This window comes from Stenotrophomonas sp. 24(2023), assembly GCF_030913365.1.
Lineage (GTDB): Bacteria > Pseudomonadota > Gammaproteobacteria > Xanthomonadales > Xanthomonadaceae > Stenotrophomonas.
This window is the reverse complement of record NZ_CP133160.1, coordinates 467581-490095: the sequence shown is the minus strand read 5'-3', so window position 1 is coordinate 490095 and position 22515 is coordinate 467581. Positions and strand designations below refer to the sequence as shown.

Annotated in this window: 21 protein-coding genes and 1 tRNA gene; 18 read left to right on the top strand and 4 right to left on the bottom strand. The window is 67.8% G+C overall.

The genetic code is table 11. The annotated features are described in order from the left end of the window. The first annotated feature begins 11 nt into the window (after window positions 1-11). Window positions 12-1115, top strand: coding sequence for a toxic anion resistance protein (locus Q9R17_RS02285; RefSeq protein ID WP_308156839.1), 1104 nt, complete (start codon window positions 12-14; stop codon window positions 1113-1115). A 49-nt stretch (window positions 1116-1164) separates the two neighbouring features. Here the strand turns inward: Q9R17_RS02285 and Q9R17_RS02280 are convergent, their stop codons facing one another. Beyond that, the gene (locus Q9R17_RS02280; RefSeq protein ID WP_308156838.1) at window positions 1165-2052 is read right to left on the bottom strand and encodes a LysR family transcriptional regulator; all 888 of its coding nucleotides are present in this window, start codon (window positions 2050-2052) and stop codon (window positions 1165-1167) included. A 98-nt stretch (window positions 2053-2150) separates the two neighbouring features. Between Q9R17_RS02280 and trpB the strand changes: the two genes are divergently transcribed. The 5 genes from trpB to glmM all read left to right on the top strand — a co-directional run bounded on the left by trpB (window position 2151) and on the right by glmM (window position 7293). Continuing rightward, on the top strand, window positions 2151-3368 hold the full coding sequence (trpB, locus tag Q9R17_RS02275) for a tryptophan synthase subunit beta (RefSeq protein WP_308156837.1): 1218 nt from the start codon (window positions 2151-2153) through the stop codon (window positions 3366-3368). Next, on the top strand, window positions 3365-4072 hold the full coding sequence (locus Q9R17_RS02270) for a hypothetical protein (RefSeq protein ID WP_308156836.1): 708 nt from the start codon (window positions 3365-3367) through the stop codon (window positions 4070-4072). Before trpB ends, Q9R17_RS02270 begins: the two co-directional genes overlap by 4 nt. Window position 4073: 1 nt before the next feature. Then, window positions 4074-4883 (top strand): tryptophan synthase subunit alpha, encoded by an 810-nt coding sequence (gene trpA, locus Q9R17_RS02265; protein ID WP_308156835.1) that lies wholly within the window; start codon window positions 4074-4076, stop codon window positions 4881-4883. A gap of 173 nt (window positions 4884-5056) precedes the next feature. Beyond that, window positions 5057-5932 (top strand): acetyl-CoA carboxylase, carboxyltransferase subunit beta, encoded by an 876-nt coding sequence (accD, locus tag Q9R17_RS02260; protein ID WP_308156834.1) that lies wholly within the window; start codon window positions 5057-5059, stop codon window positions 5930-5932. Then, entirely contained in the window at window positions 5929-7293 is a 1365-nt protein-coding gene (gene glmM / locus Q9R17_RS02255; RefSeq protein WP_308156833.1) for a phosphoglucosamine mutase, read from the top strand. The genes accD and glmM overlap by 4 nt, the downstream gene beginning before the upstream one ends. Before the next feature lie 129 nt (window positions 7294-7422). On the opposite strand, the gene Q9R17_RS02250 is transcribed toward glmM, so the two are convergent. Genes Q9R17_RS02250 through Q9R17_RS02240 form a run of 3 tightly spaced genes read right to left on the bottom strand, consistent with a single transcriptional unit; the run spans window position 7423 to window position 11342 of the window. Then, window positions 7423-8277 carry a polysaccharide deacetylase family protein gene (locus tag Q9R17_RS02250; protein WP_308156832.1) on the bottom strand — a complete coding sequence of 285 codons (855 nt, stop codon included), beginning with the start codon at window positions 8275-8277 and terminating at the stop codon, window positions 7423-7425. Then, window positions 8270-9415, bottom strand: coding sequence for a glycosyltransferase family 4 protein (locus tag Q9R17_RS02245; RefSeq protein ID WP_308156831.1), 1146 nt, complete (start codon window positions 9413-9415; stop codon window positions 8270-8272). Before Q9R17_RS02245 ends, Q9R17_RS02250 begins: the two co-directional genes overlap by 8 nt. Before the next feature lie 40 nt (window positions 9416-9455). Then, window positions 9456-11342, bottom strand: coding sequence for a DUF3413 domain-containing protein (locus Q9R17_RS02240; RefSeq protein WP_308156830.1), 1887 nt, complete (start codon window positions 11340-11342; stop codon window positions 9456-9458). Between the two features lie 190 nt (window positions 11343-11532). Here Q9R17_RS02240 and Q9R17_RS02235 point away from each other — a divergent pair, with 190 nt between their 5' ends. The 12 genes from Q9R17_RS02235 to nuoH all read left to right on the top strand — a co-directional run bounded on the left by Q9R17_RS02235 (window position 11533) and on the right by nuoH (window position 22513). Then, on the top strand, window positions 11533-12468 hold the full coding sequence (locus Q9R17_RS02235) for a 2-oxoglutarate and iron-dependent oxygenase domain-containing protein (RefSeq protein WP_308156829.1): 936 nt from the start codon (window positions 11533-11535) through the stop codon (window positions 12466-12468). A gap of 254 nt (window positions 12469-12722) precedes the next feature. After that, window positions 12723-13478 (top strand): triose-phosphate isomerase, encoded by a 756-nt coding sequence (tpiA, locus tag Q9R17_RS02230; protein WP_308156828.1) that lies wholly within the window; start codon window positions 12723-12725, stop codon window positions 13476-13478. A 54-nt stretch (window positions 13479-13532) separates the two neighbouring features. Next, complete coding sequence (gene secG, locus Q9R17_RS02225; RefSeq protein WP_308156827.1) at window positions 13533-13967, top strand: preprotein translocase subunit SecG; 435 nt, start codon at window positions 13533-13535, stop codon at window positions 13965-13967. Between the two features lie 53 nt (window positions 13968-14020). Beyond that, window positions 14021-14105, top strand: a tRNA-Leu gene (locus Q9R17_RS02220). A 112-nt stretch (window positions 14106-14217) separates the two neighbouring features. Next, window positions 14218-14574: an NADH-quinone oxidoreductase subunit A gene (locus Q9R17_RS02215; RefSeq protein WP_308158407.1), complete on the top strand. Its 357-nt coding sequence runs from the start codon at window positions 14218-14220 to the stop codon at window positions 14572-14574. Then, the gene (locus Q9R17_RS02210) at window positions 14565-15119 is read left to right on the top strand and encodes an NADH-quinone oxidoreductase subunit B (RefSeq protein ID WP_308156826.1); all 555 of its coding nucleotides are present in this window, start codon (window positions 14565-14567) and stop codon (window positions 15117-15119) included. The genes Q9R17_RS02215 and Q9R17_RS02210 overlap by 10 nt, the downstream gene beginning before the upstream one ends. Before the next feature lie 33 nt (window positions 15120-15152). Beyond that, window positions 15153-15902 carry an NADH-quinone oxidoreductase subunit C gene (locus tag Q9R17_RS02205; RefSeq protein ID WP_308156825.1) on the top strand — a complete coding sequence of 250 codons (750 nt, stop codon included), beginning with the start codon at window positions 15153-15155 and terminating at the stop codon, window positions 15900-15902. Continuing rightward, window positions 15899-17206 (top strand): NADH-quinone oxidoreductase subunit D, encoded by a 1308-nt coding sequence (locus Q9R17_RS02200; RefSeq protein WP_308156824.1) that lies wholly within the window; start codon window positions 15899-15901, stop codon window positions 17204-17206. Before Q9R17_RS02205 ends, Q9R17_RS02200 begins: the two co-directional genes overlap by 4 nt. A 97-nt stretch (window positions 17207-17303) precedes the next feature. Further along, the gene (gene nuoE / locus Q9R17_RS02195) at window positions 17304-17831 is read left to right on the top strand and encodes an NADH-quinone oxidoreductase subunit NuoE (RefSeq protein WP_006381132.1); all 528 of its coding nucleotides are present in this window, start codon (window positions 17304-17306) and stop codon (window positions 17829-17831) included. Between the two features lie 4 nt (window positions 17832-17835). Further along, window positions 17836-19176, top strand: a complete 1341-nt coding sequence (nuoF, locus tag Q9R17_RS02190) for an NADH-quinone oxidoreductase subunit NuoF (RefSeq protein WP_308156823.1) — start codon at window positions 17836-17838, stop codon at window positions 19174-19176. Beyond that, a complete protein-coding gene (nuoG, locus tag Q9R17_RS02185; RefSeq protein ID WP_308156822.1) occupies window positions 19173-21422 on the top strand; it encodes an NADH-quinone oxidoreductase subunit NuoG in 2250 nt (749 codons plus the stop codon). Before nuoF ends, nuoG begins: the two co-directional genes overlap by 4 nt. Further along, window positions 21419-22513 (top strand): NADH-quinone oxidoreductase subunit NuoH, encoded by a 1095-nt coding sequence (gene nuoH, locus Q9R17_RS02180; protein WP_308156821.1) that lies wholly within the window; start codon window positions 21419-21421, stop codon window positions 22511-22513. The genes nuoG and nuoH overlap by 4 nt, the downstream gene beginning before the upstream one ends. Window positions 22514-22515 lie beyond the last annotated feature (2 nt).

Genomic DNA, 22515 nt, shown 5'->3' with positions numbered 1-22515 from the left:
GAATCCGCTCGATGACCCAGGACAGCCAGAGCCCCGGCACCCTCGTTACCCCCCCTGCCTCCGCACTCGACGATGGGGCGCTGCAGGCCCTTGGCCTTGCCCGTGACGATCTGCCGCGCATCGCCGAAATCGGCCGTGAGCTGCAGGACCTGCGTCCGGGCAACCTGCAGGTGTTCGGACGCGAAGCCGCCAGCCGTACCGCCTCGTTCTCCGGCCAGCTGCTGGACCAGGTGCGCAACAGCGACCTGGACGCCAGCGGCGAGAAGCTGGGCGACGTGGTGCGCATTGCCCGCAGCCTGAAGCTGGACGGTTTCTCCGAGCGCTCCAAGGTGCCGATCATCGGGGGGCTGATCGACCGCTTCCGCGCGTCCAAGGGCGAGCTGGTGCAGAAGTTCAGCGACACCAATGCGCAGATCGAGCAGTTGATGGGCGATGTGAGCGCGCAGCAGGCGCTGATGGGCAAGCGCGTGGGCGAGTTCGACCGCATGCACGACATCGTCCGCGAGGAGCGCCACGCACTGGGCCTGCATGCGGCGGCGGGCAAGCAGCGCCTGGCCGAACTGCAGGCCGAGCAAGTGGCCGGGCAGGGCAGTGAAGACCCGCAGCAGCGCATCCGCCAGGCCGAGATCGACAATGCCATCCGCCTGATCGAGAAGCGCGTGTCCGATCTGGTGCTGATGCAGCATGCCGCCGACCAGTCGCTGCCGATGATCCGCCTGATCCAGGCCAATGCCCTGCAGCTGATCGAGAAGTTCAACACCGTCCGTGACATCACCATTCCGTCCTGGAAGCGCCAGTTCGCCATCCAGCTGTCGCTGGGCGAGCAGAAGAACGCGGCCGAGCTGACCAGTGCCATCGACGATGCGACCAACGAACTGATGCGGCGCAATGCCGACCTGATGCGGCAGGCCTCGGTGTCGACCGCGCGCAGCAACCAGCGTGGCGTGATCGACGTGGCCACCCTGCGTCACGTCAACGATCAGCTGATCGCGACCGTGGAAGAGGTCCGCAGCATCCATCGCGAAGGCATGCAGCAGCGGCAGAAGGCCGAGGTCGAACTGGCCCGGCTGCGCGACGATGTGCAGCAGCGGCTGGCGGCCCCCACGGCGCCCTGACGGTACCGGGCGGCGGTGATGCCGGCCGGGTAATGCCGGCCGGTCCGGGTCAGCGCAGCTGGTCGGCCAGCCAGGCGGCCAGCGCCTCCACCCGTGCATCGGTGCGGCCATCGGGCCATGCCAGCACCCACATGCCGCCGGTGGCGGCGAATCCCCAGGGGGCCAGCAGGCGTCCATTGGCCAGGTCCTCGGCCACCAGCGGCTCCGGCGCGATGGCCGGCCCCAGCCCGGCCACCGCTGCCTCCAGCAGGTAGTACAGGTGCTCGAAGCCTGCGCCGCGCTGCAGCCGTGACGGGTCCAGCCCTGCCGCTTCGGCCCAGGCCGGCCAGGCTTGCGGCCGCGAGGTCGTATGCAGCACCGGTTCGTCCAGCAGCGCCGCCGGCGGGGCATGGCGCAGGCGCGCCGCCGCCGGATGCGCCGGGGCCACCACCACCCCGACCCGTTCCGGCGCCAGCTCGCGTACCTGCCAGCCGCGCGGCCACGGCCCCTGTGCCAGCAACAGCACCGCATCCAGCCCGGCCTGCGCATCGGTGAAGCTGCCATCCAGTGCCGACCACTGCAGGGGCACACCGGGCAGCGCCTGCTGCAGGGCCGGCAGGCGCGGAATCATCCAGCGCGCCAGCACGCTGCCGCTGCAGCCCAGCACCAGGGCAGGGGCCTGCCCGGCGCGGGTGAGGGCGCGCACCGTGTCGTCGATCAGTCCGAACCCCTGCGCGCACGCCTGCTGCAGGCGCTGCCCGGCCTCGGTCAGGCGCAGCCCACGACCCACGCGCTGGAACAGCAGCAGCCCCAGGTGGTCTTCCAGCAGCTTCACCTGACGGCTGACCGCACCGTGGGTGACATGCAGGGCCTGCGCGGCCCGACCCACCCCGCCCAGGCGGGCGGTGGCCTCGAACGCACGCAGGGCGTTGAGCGGCGGCAACTGCGGTTCCGACATGTGAATTTTCCTGACATGAACGGCCAGATAATATCGATTTTTCGGGCTGCACCTGTGCGCTAGAGTATCAACCTGTCCCGCTTCACCGGCTCTCCCCCATGTCCGCATCGCCCATTGCCGATTTCCACGCCTTCCCGGATGCCCAGGGCCACTTCGGCCGCTACGGCGGCAGCTTCGTTGCCGAAACCCTGGTGGGCCCGCTGCAGGAACTGGCCCAGGCCTACGACCAGGCCCGCCAGGATCCGGCCTTCCAGGCCGCCTATGACACCGACCTGGCCCACTATGTCGGCCGGCCGAGCCCGATCTACCACGCCCAGCGCCTGAGCGACCACGTCGGCGGCGCGCAGATCCTGCTCAAGCGCGAAGACCTGAACCACACCGGCGCGCACAAGATCAACAACACCATCGGCCAGGCCCTGCTGGCCGCGCGCATGGGCAAGAAGCGCATCATCGCCGAGACCGGCGCCGGCCAGCACGGCGTGGCCAGCGCCACCGTGGCCGCGCGGCTGGGCCTGGAATGCGTGGTGTACATGGGCGCCACCGACATCGAGCGGCAGAAGATCAACGTCTACCGCATGAAGCTGCTCGGTGCCACGGTGGTGCCGGTCACCTCCGGCTCGGCCACGCTGAAGGATGCGCTCAACGAGGCCATGCGCGACTGGGTGACCAACGTGCAGGACACCTTCTACATCATCGGCACGGTGGCCGGCCCCGATCCGTACCCCCGCATGGTGCGCGACTTCAACGCCATCGTCGGCCGCGAGGCGCGGGCGCAGATGCTGGCCGAATATGGCCGCCTGCCCGATGCGATCACCGCCTGCGTGGGCGGCGGCAGCAACGCCATCGGCCTGTTCCATGCCTTCCTCAATGACCGCCAGGTCGAGATCGTCGGTGCCGAAGCGGCAGGCGATGGCATCCACACCGGTCGCCATGCCGCCTCCATCGCCGCCGGCCGCCCCGGCGTGCTGCACGGCAACCGCACCTATGTGCTGTGCGATGACGATGGCCAGATCATCGAAACCCATTCGGTCTCGGCCGGTCTGGACTATCCGGGCGTCGGCCCGGAGCATGCGTTCCTGGCAGACAGCGGCCGCGCCCGCTACCTGGGCATCACCGACGAGGAGGCCCTGCAGGCCTTCCACCTGCTGGCGCACACCGAAGGCATCCTGCCGGCGCTGGAATCCAGCCATGCGCTGGCCCAGGCGATGAAGCTGGCGCGTGAGCGCCCGCGCGACCAGATCGTGCTGTGCAACCTGTCCGGCCGTGGCGACAAGGACGTGCACACCATCGCCGCCCGGGAGGGCCTGGTGCTGTGAACACGGTGCTGCGCCATGGTGGCGCGCTGGTGCTGGCAGTCGGCCTGGGCGGCTGCAAGCCCCCGGACCCGCCGCTGCTGCCCGCGGCCCCCGCCGCGCCGGCGGCGATCGCTCCGGCCCAGCGTGCGGCCAGCAACGATGATGCGGCCCGTGCCGGGGATGACGTGGCCAACCGGCCGATCGAGGATGCCCCCGCGCCGCGCGTGGCAGAAAACGCCGATGAAGAACCGGTGCCGGCCGTGGTGTCGGTGGCGCTGGACCATGCCGGTGACGTGCTGATCGGCCAGCGCTTCAGCGAGATCGAGGCCGATGGTCCATGGCATTCGGCGGGGCTGGCCGAAGCGACGAGGGGGCGCTGCGAGTACTACGAGCGCGGCACCCTGCCCGAAGGCGTATCGATGATGGTGCAGGACGGGCACGTGGTCCGCTTCGACCTGGCACCGATCGACGATTCCGGCCAGGTGGTGGTGCAGCCGGGGCCCTTCGGCCTGCGCCTGGACATGCCGCTGGCCAGCACCCTGAAGCGGTTGCCGCGCGGCACCGTTGCCCAGCCCTATGGCGATGACCCGGAAGCCGGGCAGACGCTGGTATGGCTGGACCCGGGCTCGGACCTGGCGATCCGCGTGGAGATCGTCGATGGCGTCGTATCGAGAATGTACTGGGGCGCCAGCGGCGCCGTTGAATTGAATGAAGGATGTGCCTGAAATGTCCGTTGACCGTATCGATGCCTGTTTCGCCCGCCTGCGTGCCGCCGGCCGCAAGGCGCTGATCCCGTTCGTCACCGCCGGTGACCCTTCGCTGGAAGCGACCGTGCCGGTACTGCATGCGCTGGTGGACGCGGGGGCCGACGTGCTGGAACTGGGCGTGCCGTTCTCCGACCCGATGGCCGATGGCCCGACCATCCAGCGCAGCTCCGAGCGCGCGCTGGCCCGTGGGGCGGGCCTGCGCTACGTGCTGCAGGCCGTGTCGGAGTTCCGCCAGCGCGACAGCACCACCCCGGTGGTGCTGATGGGCTACCTCAATCCCGTGGAGATCCACGGCTATGCGGCGTTTGCCGCAGCGGCCGTCGGTGCCGGCGTGGATGGCGTGCTGCTGGTGGACCTGCCACCGGAAGAGGCCGGGGAGGCGCAGCAGGCCTTCGATGCCGCCGGCCTGGCGCTGGTGCTGCTGGCCTCGCCGACCACCAGCGAGGCCCGCGCCGAAAAGCTGCTGTCGCTGGCCCGTGGCTATCTGTACTACGTCAGCTTCGCCGGTGTCACCGGTGCATCGGAACGGCTGGACAGCGCCGCGGCCAGCGCCCGCCTGCAGGGCCTGCGTGCCCGTGCCCAGGTGCCGGTGGTGGCCGGGTTCGGCATCAAGGATGCCGCCAGTGCCGCCGCCATGGCCGAGCAGGCCGATGGCGTGGTGGTCGGCAGCGCCCTGGTGGCCGCGCTGGCCGATGCGCCGTCGGTCGAGGTGGCCGTGCAGCGTGCCCGGGCATTCCTGGCCCCGTTGCGGCAGGCGCTGGACGGCTGAGCCGGCAGCCCGTCCGGCCCGGCCGGGCGGGGGTGTGGCGCTAAACGTACGTCCCAGCATGGTTTTTTTCTGGCGGGCCGGGGAGCGGGCGGGGGTGCACGGGCGGCGGGAGCGGCGCTAGACTGTCGGCCTTTGCGGCCCCCGGGCCGCCCTGAACGGAAGTTTCGTCCCGCATGAGTTGGCTCAGCAAGTTGATGCCGTCCGGCATCCGCACCGACAACACCCCCAGCAAGAAGCGCAGCGTCCCCGAGGGCCTGTGGGAGAAGTGCAGCAGCTGTGGCAGCGCGCTGTACCGCCCCGAGCTGGAGGAGAACCTGGAGGTCTGCCCCAAGTGCGGCCACCACATGGCCATCCGCGCACGTGCACGCCTGGCGGCCCTGTTCGATGCGGACAGCACCACCGAGATCGCTGCGCGCCTGGGCCCGACGGACCTGCTGAAGTTCAAGGACCAGAAGAAGTACGGCGAGCGCATCAAGGCCGCGCAGAAGAACACCGGTGAATATGATGCGCTGATCGCCATGCGGGGCCTGCTCAAGGGCCGCCCGCTGGTGGCTTCGTCCTTCGATTTCGCTTTCATGGGCGGCTCGATGGGCTCGGTGGTCGGCGAGCGCTTCTCGCTGGCGGCCGAGACCGCGCTGGAAATCGGTGCCCCCTACGTCTGCTTCTCCGCCAGCGGCGGCGCGCGCATGCAGGAAGGGCTGTTCTCGCTGATGCAGATGGCCAAGACATCGGCTGCGCTGGGCAAGCTGCGCGAAGCGGGCCTGCCGTTCATCTCCGTGCTGACCCACCCGACCACCGGCGGCGTGTCCGCCTCGTTCGCGATGCTGGGCGACATCAACATCGCCGAGCCGCAGGCCCTGATCGGCTTTGCCGGCCCGCGCGTGATCGAGCAGACCGTGCGCGAGAAGCTGCCGGAAGGCTTCCAGCGTTCCGAATTCCTGCTCGAGCACGGCGCGATCGACCAGATCTGCGACCGCCGCGAGCTGCGTGACCGCCTGGCCGACCTGCTGGCGATGCTGCGCCGCGAACCGGCACACGAGGTCGCTTGATGGGGCGCCGTTACTTCGGCACCGACGGCATCCGCGGACGGGTCGGCCAGGGCGTGATCTCGGCCGATTTCGTGCTGCGCCTGGGCAATGCACTGGGCCGGGTGCTGGTGGAACAGCAGCAGGAGCACGGGCGGCGGCCGATCGTGGTGATCGGCAAGGACACCCGTATTTCCGGCTACATGTTCGAGGCCGCGCTGGAAGCCGGCCTGGTGGCTGCCGGTGCCGACGTGCAGCTGCTGGGCCCGATGCCGACCCCGGCAGTGGCCTTCCTGACCCGCTCGCTGGGCGTGGACGCGGGCGTTGTCATCAGCGCCTCGCACAACCCGCACTACGACAACGGCATCAAGTTCTTTTCCGCCCAGGGCGAGAAGCTTGACGACGCCACCGAGCTGGCGCTGGAAGCCGCGCTCGATCTTCCCTTCCTTACCGTCGAGTCCGAATCCCTGGGCAAGGCGGCGCGCGCGCGCGAAGCGGTGGGCCGCTACATCGAGTTCTGCAAGGCCAGCGTGCCCCGCAGCTTCGACCTGCGTGGCGTGCGGCTGGTGCTGGACTGCGCGCACGGCGCCACCTACCACATCGCCCCGCTGCTGTTCCGCGAACTGGGGGCGGATGTCATCACCATCGGTGCCGCGCCCGATGGCGTGAACATCAACGATGGCGTCGGCTCGACCCACATCGACAACCTGGCCACCACGGTGCGCCAGACCGGTGCTGCGCTGGGCATCGCCTTCGATGGCGACGGCGATCGCGTGCTGATGGCCGACGACCAGGGCAACCCGGTCGATGGCGATGACCTGCTGTACATCCTGGCCCGTGCCTGGCAGGCCGAAGGCCGCCTGCGCGGGCCGGTCGTCGGTACGCTGATGAGCAACTACGGCCTTGAAAAGGCCATGGCGGAGCTGCAGATCCCGTTCGTGCGCAGCAATGTCGGCGACCGTTACGTGCACCAGGCGCTGGTCGAAGGTGGCGGCGTGCTGGGCGGTGAAGCCTCCGGCCACCTGCTGTGCCTGGACCGGGCCACCACCGGTGATGGCATCGTCAGCGTGCTGCAGGTGCTGGTCGCGCTGCGCCGCAGCGGGCAGACCCTGCGCCAGGCGCTGCAGCCGCTGTCGCGGGTGCCGCAGAAGACGGTGAACGTGCGGTTGGGAGATGTCTCGGCCAAGGCCACGGTGCAGGCGCCGGGCGTGCAGCAGGCCTTGGCCCAGGCACAACAGGCCGTGGCCGGTCGCGGTCGCGCGTTCCTGCGCCCCTCGGGGACCGAACCGGTGGTGCGGGTCACGGTGGAGGCCGATGAAGCCACGTTGATGCAGGACACGCTGGACCGGCTGTCGGCGGCGGTCAAGGCGGCTGCGGCGGCCTGAGCGGTTCCTGCGCTGGCGGGCCCCTCCCGGGGGCCGCCGGCAGAAAGCACGACGCCCCGGCTTGCCGGGGCGTCGCTGTTTCCAGGGCCGGCCTTTCGTGGCCGGGCCAAGCCGTCAGGGGCCGCTGTCTCAGGGGCCGGGCACCATCTTCTTCTGGCGTGCCTTGAAGCCATTGAACAGCGGGCCGATCACCGGGTTGTAGCTCAGGCGGATCCGCTTGCGCAGCCAGCTGGCCGGGCGGTTGCGGATCGCGAAGCGGTAGATGTGTTCCGGGTCGCCGCCGACCACGTTGCGGCCGAACGGGTGGGTGGTGTGCAGGTAGCGGAAGCCCTGCTCACGCGCGACCTCGATGTAGTCCTGGTCGAAATCGCCATAGGGCCAGCACAACGTATCCGATACCCCGCCCATTTTTTCCTGCAGTACCTGGCGTGCCATCGACAGGTCGCCACCGATGCCCCGGCGGCGCTCCTCGCGGCTGATGTCCATGCGCAGCCAGCGGGTATGGCTGTGCGTATGGCAGTGCACTTCGAACGTGCCTGCCTCGGTGGCCGCGCGGGCTTCGCTCCAGCGCATCATCACATCGTCGCTGCGGCCCTGCTGGTAGATCGCCGCTTCGCAGCCGCGGTGGTCAGGGGTGGCCGGCAGCGCGGCACCGGGCTGCCCGGCATGCGGGCGCAGCGGGCCATCGCCCATCCAGCCGGTGACCACGAACACGGTTGCGCGCATGCCGTACTTCTGCAGGATGGGGTGTGCGTAGACCCAGTTGTCCAGGTAGCCGTCATCGAAGGTGATGACGATGGACTTGCGCGGCACCGGCTTGCCGGCCAGGAAGCCGGCGTACTGCGCCAGCGTCAGCGACGTCCAGCCATCCTCGGCCAGCCAGGCGATCTGGCTTTCGAAGTTTTCCGGCGACACGGTGATCATGCCCGGCGAGGGGCTCACATGGTGGTGCATCAGCACCGGTACGGTCCTGGCGTCAGCCATGGCCCAGCTCCTTCAACCACTGGTGGTAATAGTGTTCGGTTGCCTCGGCATGGCCGTCGGCGGTGAAACGCTGCGCTGCGCGCATCCAGTCCCAGCCGGCACGCCCCATCAGCTGGCGCCGCTGCGGATCGTCGATCAGCAGGCGCAGCGCGCCCGCCAGGGCGTCATTGTCACCCAAAGCGGTGAGGATGGCGTTGCTGCCATCGACGACCATCTCCGGCACGCCGCCCACGCGCGTGGCCACGATCGGAAGACCTGCCTGGGCGGCTTCCAGGAACACGGTGCCGGCGGCTTCCTTGTGGGAGGGCAGGGCGAACACGTCGAAGCCGGCCATCAGCCGGGCGGCATCGCAGCGGTAGCCGAGCAGGTGCACCTGCGCCTCCAGGCCATGCTGGGCACGCAGGGCCAGCAGCTGGTCCATCACGGCCTTGCCGTCGCCGACGATCACCAGCTGCAGCCGTGGATTGGCCCGGCACAACGGCGCCATCGCCTGCAGCAGGTCGGCATGGCCCTTCGGCGCGCGCAGTACCGCCACGCAGCCGACCACGGTGTCAGCGGCCGAGAAACCCAGCTCGACACGCACCTCGGCACGGATCTGCTGCAGCGCCTGCCATGCCGCCTCGCCGTCCGCATGGTGCCAGCCGGGCAGCGCAGTGATCGGCTGCACGATGCCGATGCGCGCCGCATCGATGCCACGGTCCACCAGCAGCTGCTTGACGAAGCTGCTGACGGTGATGATCCGGTGTGGCAGGCCGGTATAGGTCAACAGCGAGTTGACCGGGCTCATCAGGTGCCGCGACCGCACCACCAGCGGGGTTCCGCCCAGCCGCGCGCCGGCAGCGGCAATCAGCGCGTCGCGCCGGCTGGTGGTGTTGACCACGTCGTAACGGTGCCGGCGCACCAGGCGCGAGACCGACCAGATCCCGCGCACCAGCCGCGCCAGCCCGCCCATCTTCAGCGTGTGCACGGTGAAGCCATGTTCACGGGCGAGCGTGCCCAGCCGCGCATCGGGCTGGCACAGCAGCGACACCTCGTGCCCGCGCGCGCGCATGGCCTGCATGTTGCGGAAGATGTAGATCTCCTGGCCCCCCATGCCTTTGGCGGCTTCGGTGTGCAGGATTCGCAGGGCACGGCTCATGATGGAAACGGTCCTTGAGGGGAAGTGGCGCCGCGGGCGCTCATCGGTTGCGGAAGCGGGTCAGCGCTTCCCATGCACCGCGCACGGCAGCCGGGTCCGGTGCCTGCTGTGGCAGTGGCAGGTAGTGGCGATCCAGCGCCGTGGCATTGCCGAACTTGTCGAACACGTAGATGGCATCGCCCTGGCGTACCGCGCGCTGCGACCAGCTTTCCACCATCAGGGCGCGTGGCCCGGCCGGTGCGGCGGCCAGCAGGTCGTGGCCGGTACTGAAGTCGGCCAGTGCGTTCTCGCAGCCCAGGCCGTGGCGCAGCAGGGTGGGAACCCAGTCCTCATGCGAACTGGTGCGGGCGTCGTGGCCGGCCTGCTGGCCGGGCCAGCGCAGCACGAACGGCACCTGCAGCTGGTAGTCGGAGAAGTTGCCGTTGTGGCCCCAGTAGTTCAGGTGCAGGTCGTTGAACTCTTCGGCGTGGTCGCCGGTGACCAGCACGATGGTGTCCTGCTCCAGGCCCTGTGCCCGCAGGCCTTCAAGCAGCCGGCCCAGCAGGCTGTCGGCATAGTGCACGGCGGTCCGGTAACGGTTGAGTTCCGGTGTCGGGTCGTGGTCCGGGCCGAGCGAGAGGAAGTCGATCTTGTCGGCCATCGGCGTGGCGAATGCCGGGTAGTCGGCCGGGGTGTGGTAAGGCGCGTGGGTGGAATCGAGGAACACGAAACCGAACCAGGGGCGGCCCGCCTGCTGGCTGGTGGCGATGTCGGCCTGCAGGCTGCCGACGATGCTGGCGTCACGCTGGTCCACGCTCAGCGCGCTGGGGCCCTGGTGCAACTGGCCACGGACATCGGCGAAGGCGGTGCGGTCGAATTCGGGGCTGTACAGCGGGGCGCTGCCGTACAGGTGCAGGTCGTAGCCCTGCTGCTGCAGGACCTGGAACAGTACCGAGCCCCGCTGCTCGGCCAGCATGCTGGGCCAGTAGCCGCCGGGCAGGCCGTAGAGCAGGCCGAACAGGCCGTAGCGCGTAGCGTTGCCGGTACTGAAATGCTGGTCGTAGACGCGTGCCCCGGAGGCCAGGGCGCTGGCGTTGGGCATCACTGCCGGTTGCAGCATGTCATGCCGCAGTGACTCCATCACCACCATCAGCACATTGGGACGGGCATGGCTCTGGCAGCGCAGGGGCGCAAGCGGGTAGCGCAGCTGGCTCAGGCGCGGGTCCGGCAGGCCGGCCTGTGCCTCGCCGACCACGCCGAGCCGGCGCATGAAGGATTTGGCGGTGATCGGCTGGGCCCACGGCAGGTAGTTCCACTGGCTGGTCACCGAGCGCTCGCCCAGAGCGTCGTAATAGGCAGTGGCCGCCTGGCCGCCCGCCATCAGCATCAGCGCAGCGGCCCAGACCAGGCGCACGGCGCGGCGGTGGCCGCGGGCCGGCAGCAACGTCCAGCAGGCCCAGGCCAGCAGGCCCTGGGCGACGAAGACCGATGCCCCCATCGCGCCGACCTGCAGCCAGGTCCGCCAGGCCAGGCTGACCTGGTCGCCCAGCGCCCCGCCGAACACCATGTTGGCCACCATCGCATTGAGGTGGAAGCGGTACAGCGCGAAGACCTTGGCATCGACCAGCAGCAGGCACAGCCACAGGCCCTGGAACAGCACGCTGGCGATCGTCAGCGGGCGCGTGCTGCGCGCCCACAACCCGAGCAGCAGGGGCAGCAGGCCGGCCAGCGCGCCCAGGGCCAGCAGGTGGCCCGGCAGGGCGATGGCCAGGTAGGCCAGGCCCAGGTGCCCGCCGGGGTTGGCCGCCAGCGGAATGTTGTCCAGCGCGATCAGCATCGCCAGCACGGTGTTGGCCACCATGAACAGGCTCCACCAGGCCAACCGCTGCCATCGGCTGGCAGCAGGGGGAACCGGGGCGGGGGCAGGGGAGTGGGGCGTGTTCGTCATGCAGCCGGGATCGGGAGGTGGGGCCGGCGCATCGGGTATGCCAATGCGTCGTCACGTTGCGCGAGGGTTGCGCATTGTATCCACTTGTATCATCGGCCGTTGATGGAACCTTGTGAGGGTTCTGTCACAATGTTCAGCCGGCCTGTCCGCCAGGCGGGCCGGTCGACCCAATGACAAGCCAGGAACCGCTGTGAGCCAGATCCCGACCCTCGACATCACCCGTTTCGACAGTGACCGCGCCGCCTTCGTGGCCGAACTGGGCGCGGCCTACCGCCAGTGGGGATTCGCCGGCATCCGAAACCACGGCATCCCGCAGGCCGACATCGATGCCGCCTATGACGTGTTCAAGGCGTTCTTTGCACTGCCGGAAGCGGTCAAGCGCCAGTACCACGTCGCCGGTGGCGGCGGTGCCCGCGGCTACACCCCGTTCGGCGTGGAAACCGCCAAGGGTTCCAAGCACTTCGACCTGAAGGAGTTCTGGCACATCGGCCGCGAGATCGCCGATGACTCCAAGTACCGCGAAGTGATGCCGCCGAACCTGTGGCCGACCGAGGTCGAGGGCTTCCGCGAGCGCGGCTACGGCCTGTACCAGGCGCTGGACAATCTCGGTTCGCGCGTGCTGTCGGCGCTGGCCCTGCATATCGGCCTGCCGGAGAATTTCTTCGCCGACAAGACCAACTTCGGCAACTCGATCCTGCGTCCGATCCATTACCCGCCGATCACCACCGACGACATTCCGAACGTGCGTGCCGGTGCCCATGGCGACATCAACTTCATCACCCTGCTGGTCGGTGCCAGTGCGGCGGGCCTGGAGGTGCAGTCGCACGAGGGTGAGTGGGTGCCGTTCACCTCGGATGCGGACACCATCGTGGTCAACATCGGCGACATGCTGCAGCGCCTGACCAACCACGTGTACCCCTCGACCATCCACCGCGTGGTCAACCCCCCGGGCGAGCTGGCGCGCCAGCCGCGCTACTCGGTGCCGTTCTTCCTGCACCCGAACCCGGATTACCTGATCGACGTGCTGCCGTCGTGCATCACCGCGGACAACCCGAGCCGGTATCCGGAGCCGATCACGGCGCACGGTTTCCTGGAAGAGCGCCTGCGCGAGATCAAGTTGAAGTAACCAAAGGGCCGCCGCGAGGCGGCCTTTTCATTTTCCGGGTGGCGGTTGGATGGGCGCTGGCAGATCCACGCCCTGCGTGGATGGGACCTGTCAGGCAGCGGAATGGCGAAGGGGCCGGCCGGCCCGAGCCGCCCCTGATCCCGCCCCAGGGAGCCGTGCCATCGGCGGGAAAATGCATGTAACCGATTACGCCGAAACGGTTTTTTGCCGATCCGGGTATCATGTCCCGTTGATTTCAAAGGGAACCATTGCCCATGCGCCGCAAGATCGTCGCCGGAAACTGGAAGCTGCATGGCAGCCGTCAATTCGCCTCGGACCTGCTGGGCCAGGTGGCGGCCGGCTTGCCGCAGGGTGGGGTGGAGGTCGTGATCCTGCCGCCATTGCCCTACCTGGGGGAGCTGGTCGAGGACTTCGGCGGGACCGGGCTGGCCTTCGGTGCCCAGGACGTCAGCAGCAACGAGAAGGGCGCCTACACCGGCGAGGTGTGCGCGGCCATGCTGCATGAGGTCGGTGCCCGCTACGGGCTGGTCGGCCATTCCGAGCGGCGCCAGTACCACCATGAGACCAGTGAGCTGGTGGCACGCAAGTTTGCGGCGGCCCTGCACGCCGGCCTGGTGCCGGTGTTGTGCGTGGGCGAAACGCTGGAGCAGCGCGAGGCGGGGCAGACCGAAGCGGTCATCGCCAGCCAGCTGGCGCCTGTGCTGGATCTGGTCGGGGCCGAAGGCTTTGCCGGGGCCGTGGTGGCTTACGAGCCGGTGTGGGCGATCGGTACCGGGCGTACCGCCAGCAAGGAGCAGGCGCAACAGGTGCACGCCTTCATCCGTGGCGAAGTGGCCAGGTTCGATGCTAGAATCGCTGATTCACTGCCCATCCTTTACGGCGGCAGCGTGAAGCCCGACAATGCCCGGGAACTGTTCGCGCAGCCGGATGTCGATGGTGGGTTGGTCGGTGGCGCCTCGCTGGTCGCCGCGGACTTCCTGGCCATCGCCGAAGCGGCGGTCGGGCACTAATCCCGTAATGCTGCCGGCCCAGGCCGGCATTACCTGTCCGAGGGCGGATTCGAAATGCTGATGTTGATCCTCAATGTCGTCTACGTGCTGGTCGCGGTGGCCATGATCGCGCTGATCCTGATGCAGCGTGGCTCCGGTGCGGCGGCAGGGTCGGGCTTCGGCGCCGGCGCCTCGGGGACGGTGTTCGGTGCGCGCGGCGCCTCCAACTTCCTGTCCAAGTCGACCAAGTGGCTGGCCGTGGTGTTCTTCGGCATCAGCCTGTTCATGGCCTGGTACGCCGGTCATGGCTCCCGCCCGGCCGCCACCCAGGACCTGGGTCTGATGTCGGCCGCGCCGGCCGCTTCCGTGCCGGCTGGCGAGATGCCGGTCGTGCCGAAGGCCGATCCGGCCCCGGCCCAGCCGGTCGTTCCGGCCGCTGCCGAGCCGGCCAAGGCGGAATCTTCGGTTTCGGGTGAAGAAAAGCCGTCGGAAGGCTCCCAGAAACACTGAAGCCGGTTACAATATGCGGCGCATCGCGACTCCATAGTGTGATGTGATCGTTTGCCCAGGTGGCGGAATTGGTAGACGCACTACCTTGAGGTGGTAGCGACTTAGGTCGTAGGGGTTCGAGTCCCCTCTTGGGCACCATTTGTAAGTAAAGCGGGTTTGGCCTGGCGCGCAAGGTGTCAGGCCGGTTCCCGTCCACTCCCCCATGCCAAAGCGCCTGCAGGCGCGGCGGCAGAGGCAAGAGAGAATCGCTGTGCTGGCCGAATATTTGCCGTCCCTGCTGTTTCTGATCGTTGCCACCGGTATCGGCGTGACGCTGATGCTGGTAGGCCGATTCCTCGGTCCCCGCCGCCCCGATCTGCAAAAGCTCTCGCCGTACGAGTGCGGCTTCGAGGCTTTCGAGGATGCGCGCATGAAGTTCGATGTGCGCTACTACCTGATCGCGATCCAGTTCATCGTCTTCGACCTGGAAATCATCTTCATCGTGCCCTGGACCCAGGTGTTCATGGAAATCGGCGCCCGTTCGCTGGTCACCATGGGCCTGTTCGTGGGCATGCTGTTCCTCGGTTTCATTTACGTCTGGAAGAAGGGAGCGCTGGAATGGGAGTGATTCAGACTCTCGATGGCCTGATGAACAATCCGACCCCGGAAGGGCGGGTTGATGACATCCTGCGGCCCCAGGGCGACAACCCGCTGCTGGAAAAGGGCTACGTCACCACCAGCGTCGACGCCCTGCTGAACTGGGCGCGTACCGGCTCGCTGTGGCCGATGACCTTCGGCCTGGCCTGCTGCGCGGTCGAAATGATGCACGCCGGCGCGGCGCGCCTGGACCTTGACCGCTACGGTGTGGTGTTCCGTCCGTCGCCGCGCCAGTCCGACGTGATGATCGTCGCCGGTACCCTGGTCAACAAGATGGCCCCGGCGCTGCGCAAGGTCTATGACCAGATGCCGGACCCGAAGTGGGTCATCTCGATGGGCAGCTGCGCCAACGGCGGCGGCTATTACCACTATTCGTATTCGGTCGTGCGCGGCTGTGACCGCGTGGTGCCGGTGGACGTCTACGTCCCCGGTTGCCCGCCGACCGCCGAGGCGCTGGTGTACGGGATCCTGCAGCTGCAGAAGAAGATCTGGCGTACACAGACCATCGCCCGCTGACCCTTCCACACTACAAGAGCGCGCCAAGCCCCCATGGCAGAGCAAGCATCCTTCATCGACCGACTCTCCGCACGTTTCGCTGGTGCGAAGGTCATCGTGGTCGAACCCCGCGGCGAAGTGACGCTGGAGGTGCCTGCCGCCGATTGGCATGCCGCCGCCCTGGCCCTGCGTGACGAGTTCGCGTTCGAGCAGGCCGTGGACCTCTGCGGCGTCGACTACCTGGGCTATGGCTCCGACGAATGGGACACCGCCGATGTGTCCTCGCAGGGCTTCAGCCGTGGCGTCGAGGGCAAGGCCCAGGGCCGTTTCGCGTGGGGTGAATTCCCCACCGAGGAAAACGGCGCCGGCGGCGTCAGCGCCCAGCACATGCCGACCCAGCGTTTCGCCGTGGTCGCCCAGCTGCGTTCGCTCCAGCACAACCTGATGCTGCACCTGCGCTGCTTCGCCCCTGACGAAGCGCTGCCGGTGGTGGCCTCGCTGACCGATATCTGGCCGGGCCTGAACTGGTTCGAGCGTGAAGCCTTCGATCTGTACGGCGTGATCTTCGAAGGTCACCCCGACCTGCGTCGCATCCTGACCGACTACGGTTTCGTCGGCCATCCGTTCCGCAAGGACTTCCCGCTGATCGGCAACGTGGAAGTGCGTTACGACGAAGAAAAGAAGCGCGTGATCTATGAGCCGGTGACCTCGGTCGAGCCGCGCGTCAATGTTCCGCGCGTGATCCGTGACGACCCGCGCCTGCAGACCGCAGAAGGCGAGCGTTCGCAGGAGGCAGTGAAGTGAGCCACGTACACCAGGCCGGCGAAGCCTTCGCCAGCAATCCCGCCGAAGCACGGCAGGAAATCCGCAACTACACGATGAACTTCGGTCCGCAGCACCCTGCGGCCCACGGCGTGCTGCGCCTGATCCTGGAAATGGACGGCGAAACCATCATGCGCGCGGACCCGCACGTGGGCCTGCTGCACCGTGGTACCGAGAAGCTGGCCGAGTCCAAGCCGTTCAACCAGTCGATCGGCTACATGGATCGCCTGGATTACGTGTCGATGATGTGCAACGAGCACGCCTACGTGCGCGCGATCGAGACCCTGATGGGCATCGAGGCGCCGGAGCGTGCGCAGTACATCCGCACCATGTTCGATGAAATCACCCGCATCCTGAACCACCTGATGTGGCTGGGCTCCAACGCGCTCGACCTGGGCGCGATGGCGGTCATGCTGTACGCCTTCCGCGAACGCGAAGAGCTGATGGACTGCTATGAAGCGGTCTCCGGCGCGCGCATGCACGCGGCGTACTACCGTCCGGGCGGCGTCTACCGCGACCTGCCGGACCAGATGCCGAAGTACAAGGAATCGCGCTGGCACAAGGGCAAGGCCCTGAAGAACCTCAACGCCTCGCGCGAAGGTTCGCTGCTGGACTTCCTGGAGAACTTCACCGTCGAGTTCCCCAAGCGCGTCGACGAATACGAAACCCTGCTGACCGACAACCGCATCTGGAAGCAGCGTACCGTCGGCATCGGCGTGGTCACCCCGGAACTGGCTAACGCCTGGGGCATGACCGGCGTGATGCTGCGCGGTTCGGGCATCGCCTGGGACCTGCGCAAGAAGCGTCCGTACGCCAAGTACGATGCCGTCGATTTCGACATCCCGCTGGGCAAGGAAGGCGACTGCTACGACCGTTACCTGGTCCGCGTCGCTGAAATGCGCGAATCCAACCGCATCATCAAGCAGTGCGTGGCGTGGCTGAAGGCCAACCCGGGCCCGGTGATGGTGAAGAACTTCAAGGTCGCGCCGCCGAGCCGCGAGGACATGAAGGACGACATGGAAGCGCTGATCCACCACTTCAAGCTGTTCAGCGAAGGCTACTGCGTGCCGGCAGGCGAGACCTACTCGGCCGTGGAAGCCCCGAAGGGTGAATTCGGCTGCTACCTGGTTTCCGACGGCGCCAACAAGCCGTTCCGCGTCCACCTGCGCGCCCCGGGCTTCGCCCACCTGTCCTCGATCGATTCGATCGTGCGCGGCCACATGCTGGCCGACGTGGTGGCGATGATCGGTACCTACGACCTGGTGTTCGGCGAGGTTGACCGGTAATGCCGGTCGCCACGCCAACGCCTGCTGCTGGCAGCCGGCGCAAGCCGGCGCCGCAGTTTCTGGAATTTCACGTTATGCATTTCGCTGAGGTCGGCCGATGAAGGCGACAGGTAATTTCGAGGCGGCGCGCGACGTCGACCCGATGGTGGTGCTGAGCGACAAGACCCGCGCTCACATCGATCACTGGCTGTCCAAGTTCCCGCCGGACCGCAAGCGTTCGGCGGTGCTGCAAGGGCTGCACGCTGCCCAGGAACAGAACGAAGGCTGGCTGACCGACGAGCTGATCGCCGGCGTCGCCAAGTACCTGGACCTGCCGCCGGTGTGGGCCTACGAGGTCGCCAGCTTCTACTCGATGTTCGAGACCGAGAAGGTGGGCCGCAACAACGTGGCCATCTGCACCAACATCAGCTGCTGGCTCAATGGCGCCGAGGACATCGTGCGCCATTGCGAGAAGAAGCTGGGCATCAAGCACGGTGAATCGACCCCGGACGGCCGCGTCTACCTCAAGCGCGAGGAAGAGTGCCTGGCCGGCTGCGGTGGCGCGCCGATGATGGTCATCAACGGTCACTACCATGAGCGTCTGACCCTGGAAAAGGTCGACGAGCTGCTGGACGGGCTGGAGTAAGGGCATGGCACATCACCACGAATCCAAGGGTCCGGTCGGCCCGGCGCCGCTGCCGCACCAGGTGGTCTACACCACCCTGCATTACGACACCCCGTGGTCGTACGAAAGCTACCTCAAGACCGGTGGCTATGCCGCCCTGCGCAGGATCCTCGAAGAGAAGATCCCGCCGGAGCAGGTCATCGAGATGGTCAAGGCCTCGGGCCTGCGCGGCCGCGGCGGCGCAGGCTTCCCGACCGGCCTGAAGTGGTCCTTCATGCCCAAGGGCAACATGCAGAAGTACATCCTCTGCAACTCGGACGAATCCGAGCCGGGCACCTGCAAGGACCGCGACATCCTGCGCTACAACCCGCATTCGGTCGTGGAAGGCATGGCGATCGCCTGCTACGCCACCGGCTCGACCGTGGGCTACAACTACCTGCGCGGTGAGTTCCACCACGAGCCGTTCGAGCACTTCGAGCAGGCCCTGGCCGACGCCTATGCGAACGGCTGGCTGGGCAAGAACGTGATGGGCTCGGGCGTGGACATCGACATCTACGGTGCCCTGGGCGCCGGCGCCTACATCTGCGGCGAAGAAACCGCCCTGATGGAATCGCTGGAAGGCAAGAAGGGCCAGCCGCGCTACAAGCCGCCGTTCCCGGCCAACTTCGGCCTGTACGGCAAGCCGTCGACGATCAACAACACCGAAACCTATGGTTCAGTGCCGGCGATCATCCGCAACGGCCCGGAGTGGTTCAAGGGCCTGAGCCTGACCGCCAACGGCGGCCCGAAGTGCTTCTCGGTGTCCGGCTGCGTGCAGAACGGCGGCAACTTCGAAGTGCCGCTGGGCACCACCTTCGACGACCTGCTGGCAATGGCCGGTGGCCTGCGTCCGGGCCGCACCCTCAAGGGCGCGATCCCCGGCGGCGTGTCGATGCCGGTGCTGACCGCGGCCGAGCTGAAGGGCCTGCCGATGGACTACGACACCATCCGTGCACTGGGCTCCGGCCTGGGTTCGGGCGCCGTCGTGGTGCTGGATGACAGCGTGTGCTGCGTGAAGTTCGCCTGCCGCATCAGCCAGTTCTTCCACAAGGAATCCTGCGGCCAGTGCACCCCGTGCCGTGAAGGCACCGGCTGGATGCACCGCGTGCTGGAGCGCATCGTCGCCGGCAAGGCCACGATGGAAGACCTGCACCAGCTGAAGGCCGTGGCCGGCCAGATCGAAGGCCACACCATCTGCGCCTTCGGCGAAGCGGCGGCATGGCCCATCCAGGGCTTCCTGCGCCAGTTCTGGGACGAATTCGAGTACTACATCGTCAACGGTCATTCGATGGTTGACGGCAAGAAGGTGGAGGCAGCCGCCGCATGAGCGCGCAACCCAACAACCCGGGCGTGACCCCGGCGGTCGTGCCGGAAGGGCATGTCACCGTCGAGATCGACGGCCGTTCCCTGGTCGTGCCCAAGGGCTCGATGATCATCCAGGCCGCCGACAAGGCCGGCATCTCCATTCCGCGCTTCTGCTACCACGAGAAGCTGCCGATCGCCGCCAACTGCCGCATGTGCCTGGTGGACGTGGAGAAGTCGCCGAAGCCGGCGCCGGCCTGCGCCACCCCGGTGATGGACGGCATGAAGGTCGCCACCCGCAGCGAGAAGGCACTGAAGTTCCAGCGCTCGGTGATGGAGTTCCTGCTCATCAACCACCCGCTGGACTGCCCGATCTGTGACCAGGGCGGCGAGTGCGAGCTGCAGGACGTATCGCTGGGCTATGGCCGTTCGGTCAGCCGCTTCAACGAGCGCAAGCGCGTGGTGCCGGACGAGGACATGGGCCCGCTGGTCGCCACCGAGATGACCCGCTGCATCCAGTGCACGCGCTGCGTGCGCTTCACCGCCGACGTGGCAGGCACCTATGAACTGGGTGGCATGTACCGTGGCGAGAACCTGCAGATCGGTACCTACGACGGCAAGCCGCTGACCACCGAGCTGTCCGGCAACGTCGTCGACGTCTGCCCGGTCGGCGCGCTGACCAACAAGGTGTTCCAGTTCCGCGCCCGCCCGTGGGAACTGACCGCGCGCGAATCGCTGGGCTACCACGACGCGATGGGCTCGAACCTGTTCCTGCACGTGCGTCGCGGCGAAGTGCTGCGCACCGTGCCGCGTGACAACGAGGCCGTCAACGAATGCTGGCTGTCCGACCGCGACCGCTACTCGCACCAGGGCCTGTACAGCGAAGACCGTGCGGTCAAGCCGCTGCGCAAGGTCAATGGCGAGTGGAAGGAAGTGAGCTGGGCTGAAGGCCTGGCTGCCGCGGCCGAGATCCTCAAGGCGAACCAGGGCGACACCCTGGGCGTGCTGGTGCACCCGTCGACCTCCAACGAGGAAGGCGCGCTGCTGGCCCGCCTGGCCACCGGCCTGGGCACCGGCAACATCGACCACCGCATCAACAACCGCGACTTCTCCGACGCCGCCACCGCCGAAGTGTTCGGCCTGCCGCTGGCCGAGATCGAAGCCGCGGACCGCATCGTCGTGCTCGGCAGCAACATCCGCCACGAGCTGCCGCTGCTGCACGCCCGCCTGCGCAAGGCACAGACCACCCAGGGCGCGAAGATCCACGTCATCAACCCGGTGGATTTCGACTTCGCCTTCGGCATCGCCGGCAAGCAGATCGTCGCGCCGTCGCAGTTCGTCAACGCGCTGTCCAACGCCGAGCTGCGTTCGGCCGTGCAGGGCGGCAGCAACACCGTGCTGATCGTCGGCGGCATCGCCGAAAACCACCCGCAGGCCGCCGCCATCCGCGCTGCCGCGCGTGATTTCGCCGCTGCCACCGGTGCCAAGCTGTGCCGCATCCCGCAGGGTGCCAACGCCATCGGCCTGACCCGCGCCGGCGTGCTGCCGGCCGGCAAGGACGTCGCCGCGATGCTGGCGCAGCCGCGCCAGGCCTACGTGGTGTACGGCCTGGAGCCGGGCCTGGACTTCGCCGATGCCCCCGCCGCGCGCAAGGCGCTGGCCGGTGCCCAGGTCGTGGCCTTCAGCCACTTCGCCTGCGCTTCGACCCGCGACGTTGCCGATGTGATCCTGCCGATCGGCGCGCTGCCGGAAGTGGACGCCACCCTGACCAACCTCGACGGTCGCCAGCAGTCGGCCCGTGCCGGCGGCAAGCTGCCGGGCGAAGCCCGTGAAGGCTGGCGCGTGCTGCGTGCCCTGGGTGGCGAGCTGGCCGTGGCCGGTTTCGAGTTCACCGATCTGGCCGGCCTGCGCGCCAGCCTGGCCCCGGTGTCGGTCAACGTGGCCGCCTCGGCCCAGCCGGCCGTGGCCGGTGAAGGCCTGGAAGTGGCGTCGACCGCCGCGATCTACCGCACCGATGCGGTGGTCCGTCGCGCCCCGGCGCTGCAGTCGCACCCGCTCAACAACGCTCCGCGCATCGTGCTCAACGCCGATGACGCTGCGCGCCTGCAGCTGCAGGAAGGGCAGATGGCCAAGGTCGGCACCGACGCCGGCCGCGCCACCCTGCCGGTGGTGGTCGACGCCCGCGTCGCCGCGGGTTCGGTCTGGATTGAGTCGGGCCACGGTGCGACCGCACCGCTGGGCGCCGCTCGCGTAACGGTGGTGGCTGCATGAACGAATTGCTGATTAACGCCGTCGATCCGCTGCACCAGTGGCTGCTTGGCCTCGGTGACATCGGCGCGCTGATCTGGATCATCCTGAAGATCCTGGTGATCGCCGTGCCGGTGATCGTCTCGGTGGCCTTCTACGTGGTCTGGGAACGCAAGCTGATCGGCTGGATGCACGTCCGCCACGGCCCGATGTACGTGGGCATGGGCATCTTCCAGGCCTTCGCCGACGTCTTCAAGCTGCTGTTCAAGGAAGTCGTGCAGCCCAGCAGCGCCAACAAGGCGATCTACCTGCTGGCGCCGCTGATCACCCTGGCCCCGGCCTTCGCGGCCTGGTCGGTGGTGCCGTTCGACTCGCAGGTGGTGCTGTCCAACGCCAATGCCGGCCTGCTGTACCTGCTGGCGATGACCTCGCTGGGCATCTACGGCATCATCCTGGCCGGCTGGGCGTCCAACTCGAAGTACGCGTTCCTCGGTGCCATGCGCGCCTCGGCGCAGATGATCAGTTACGAAATCGCCATGGGCTTCGCCCTGGTCGGCGTGATGATCGCGTCGGGCAGCCTGAACCTGAGCACCATCGTGATGGCGCAGGCCGGCAGCTCCGGCTTCTTCGACTGGTTCCTGATCCCGCTGTTCCCGCTGTTCGTCATCTACTGGGTGTCGGGCGTGGCCGAAACCAACCGCGCGCCGTTCGACGTGGTGGAAGGCGAATCGGAAATCGTGGCCGGCCACATGGTCGAGTACTCCGGCGGCGCCTTCGCGCTGTTCTTCCTGGCCGAGTACGCGAACATGATCCTGATCAGCTTCCTGATCTCGATCTTCTTCCTCGGCGGCTGGCTGAGCCCGATCCAGGGCTGGGTCAACCCGGGCGATGTCTCGCCGCTGGTCGACTGGATCTGGAAGGGCGGCGCACCGTGGCTGTTCGTCAAGGTGTTCTTCTTCGCCAGTGCCTACATCTGGTTCCGTGCCAGCTTCCCGCGCTTCCGCTATGACCAGATCATGCGCCTGGGCTGGAAGGTCTTCATTCCGCTGGCCATTCTGTGGATCGCGGTTACCGCCGTCATGGTGTTCTTCGGCGTGATTCAAAAGGGCGTCTAAGT